The organism is Neoroseomonas soli (assembly GCF_018129065.1).
Taxonomy (GTDB): domain Bacteria; phylum Pseudomonadota; class Alphaproteobacteria; order Acetobacterales; family Acetobacteraceae; genus Neoroseomonas; species Neoroseomonas soli.
The window spans coordinates 1-2,971 of the sequence record NZ_JAAEDM010000169.1 but is presented as its reverse complement, the minus strand read 5'-3'; the positions used below and the strand labels follow the sequence as shown (position 1 = coordinate 2,971).

The following is a 2,971-nucleotide window of genomic DNA, read 5'->3' as shown; positions in this document are numbered from 1 at the left end:
GCCCCTCCCGCCGCCGCCCACGCCGCCGCCACCCGAGCCTTCCCAGCAGGCCGGCACCGGCCAGACCCCGCCGGTCGCCCGCCCGCAGGACCGCAGCCAGTCGGTGATGAACACGCTCGAGCGCCTGCGCACGACGCAGCAGCAGGACCGCGCGCCGACCGCGCGGCCCAACCCGGCGGGCGCGCCGCAGCAGGGCGGTGGCAGCCCGTCCGGCACCGCGTCGCTCACGCAGGGCGAGATCCGTGGCCTCGCGGACCAGATCTCGGAATGCTGGAACGTCGATCGCGGGATGCTCGGGCTCGAGACCATCGTCGTCGAGCTGCGCGTGCAGATCGACAGCCAGGGCGTGGTGCGCAATGTCGTGCCGTCGGGCTCGCTGCCGAACGACCCGCGTGCGCGCTCGGTGTATGAATCGGCACGCCGTGCCCTTATGTCGCCGCAGTGCAACCCGCTTCGTGTGCCACCGAACAAGTACCAGACCGTGATGGCATCCATCTTCCGCTTCAATCCGAGGGGCCTTGTGCGATGAACCCTTCCTCCCCCTTCGCTCCGACGCGGCGCCTTATGCTGCTCGGCGCCGGCGCGGGCCTCGTCGCGCCGGGCATCTTTGCGACGCCGCTGCCCGCCCAGGCGCAGCAGCCGCAGGGTGCCGTCATCGACATCACCCGCGCGCGGACGGATCCGATTCCGGTGGCGATCCCCGATCTCGCCGGCAGCGGGGAGGGCGCGCGCGTCGGCCGCGACATCGCCCGCGTGATCCAGGCGAACCTGCGCAATTCCGGCTTGTTCCGCCCGGTGGACCGGCAGGCCTTCATCCAGACCGCCGAAGCCGCCGCGCAGACGCCGCGCTTCCAGGACTGGCGCGTGATCGGCGCCCAGGCGCTGGTGACCGGGCGCGTCCTCGAACAGGGCGGCGGGCTGCGGGTCGAGTTCCGTCTCTGGGACGTGCTGCCCGAGACGCAGCTCCAGGGCACCGCCTTCAGCGCGCCCGCGGCGCAGTGGCGGCGCATCGCGCACCTGATTTCGGACGTGATCTATGAACGGCTGCTCGGCGAGAAGGGCTACTTCGACACCCGCGTGGTCTATGTCAGCGAGACAGGGCCCCGCGACCGCCGCACGCGCCGCCTCGCCATCATGGACCAGGACGGGGAGAACCACCGCTTCCTGACCGACGGCCGTTTCGCCGCGCTCTCGCCGCGCTTCCACCCCTCGGCCGACCGCATCGCCTTCATGTCCTACACGGACCGCGGCCCGCCGCGCGTCGTGCTGTTCGACATCGGGTCCGGCTCGCAGCAGGTGCTCGGGAACTTCCCGGGCATGACGCTCTCGCCGCGCTTCTCGCCGGACGGGCGCTCGGTGGTGCTCTCCGCTTCCCGCGGCGGCGATGCCAACATCTACGTCGTGGACCTCGGCTCGCGGCGGGAGCGGCAGTTGACCAGCGGCGGGGGGCTCGACGTCTCGCCCTGCTACTCGCCGGACGGATCGCAGATCGTCTTCAACTCCGACCGGGGCGGCGACCAGCAGCTTTATGTGATGGATGCGGGTGGCGGGAACGCCCGCCGCATCTCCTTCGGGCGCGGGCGCTATGCGACGCCGGTCTGGTCGCCGCGCGGCGACCTGATCGCCTTCACCCGCTTCGGCGGCGGCGGCTTCGCGATCGGCGTCATGCGCCCCGATGGCTCGGGCGAGCGCATCCTGTCCGAGGGCTGGGCGATGGAAGGCCCGACCTTCGCGCCGAACGGCCGCGTGCTGATGTTCTACCGGGAGAGCCGCGCGACCGACTCCCGCGGCGGCGGCTATTCCGCGCGCATCGTCTCGATCGACATCGCCGGCTTCAACGAGCGGCCGATCCCGACGCCGACCGATGCAACGGACCCGGCCTGGTCGCCATTGCTGTCGTGATGCGACGCAGCATCACGCTTGACCCGGTCGCCGGCCGGTGCTTTGCCACATCGTACCAACCTCGCAGCAGGAGTACCCCCCCGATGAAGACCCGCCTCCTTGGCGCCGTTGCCGCCCTCACGCTGGTCGCCGCGTGCTCCTCCACCGACCAGAATGCGGCCGCGACGGGCGCCGGCGGCACGATCCGCCCGGGCAGCCAGGAGGACCTGGTGGCCAATGTCGGCGACCGCGTCTTCTTCGCCTTCGACAGCTCCCAGATCCGTGCCGACCAGCGCCCCGTGCTGCAGCGCCAGGCCGAGTGGATGGGTCGTTACGCCGATGTCCGCGTGCAGGTGGAAGGCCATGCGGACGAGCGCGGCACCCGCGAGTACAACCTCGCGCTCGGCCAGCGCCGCGCCAATTCGGCCCGCGACGTGCTCGTCGCCTCCGGCGTGAACGGCGCGCGCATCAGCACGATCTCCTACGGCAAGGATCGCCCGCAGGCGCTCGGCTCGGATGAGGCCGCCTGGGCGCAGAACCGCCGCGCGGTCACGGTCGTTCAGTAAGAAGGGAGACGGCGGTCCCGGCCGATCGCTGCCGGGACCGCCGCCGCGCCATGGCCGCTGCGAACTTCCGCCTTCCCGTCCTGGTCGCCCTGGCCCTGCTCGCCGCTCCCGGCGCGCGGGCGCAGATGGACAGCCGCGAAGGGATCGCGCTGCAGAACCAGATCCTGGAACTGCGGCGGGACCTCGATGCCGTGCGTCGCGGCGGTGGCGCCCCCGCGCCGGTCCCGATGGCGCGCGGCGGCGGGGGCGGCGCGCCGCAGGAACTGGTGCAGCAACTTCTCGCCCGCGTCAGCGAGCTCGAGGAGCAGGTGCGCCGGATGCGCGGCCAGCTCGACGTCGCCGAGAACGCCAACCGCCAGCTCACCCAGGATGTGGAGAAGCTGCGCGGCGACATGGATTTCCGCCTCCAACAATTGGAAGGTGGTGGCCGGCCGGCCGCCACCCGCCCTCCCCAGGGGCCGGCGGCCGCTCCGGCCCCGGCCCCAACGCCCCCCGCGGCGGCCAGCCAGCCCCCGCCAACCGGG

The 2,971-nt window shown here is 72.5% G+C and carries 2 protein-coding genes and 2 pseudogenes; all 4 read left to right on the top strand.

What is annotated here, in order from left to right:
- Positions 1-529: pseudogene (locus GXW76_RS25140) on the top strand (hypothetical protein); the annotation flags it as partial.
- A complete protein-coding gene (gene tolB, locus GXW76_RS25135; RefSeq protein WP_211864876.1) occupies positions 526-1,902 on the top strand; it encodes a Tol-Pal system beta propeller repeat protein TolB in 1,377 nt (458 codons plus the stop codon). The pseudogene GXW76_RS25140 and the gene tolB, both read left to right, overlap by 4 nt.
- An 83-nt stretch (positions 1,903-1,985) precedes the next feature.
- Positions 1,986-2,447, top strand: coding sequence for a peptidoglycan-associated lipoprotein Pal (gene pal / locus GXW76_RS25130; protein WP_211864875.1), 462 nt, complete (start codon positions 1,986-1,988; stop codon positions 2,445-2,447).
- A 50-nt stretch (positions 2,448-2,497) separates the two neighbouring features.
- Positions 2,498-2,971: pseudogene (locus tag GXW76_RS25125) on the top strand (YbgF trimerization domain-containing protein); the annotation flags it as partial.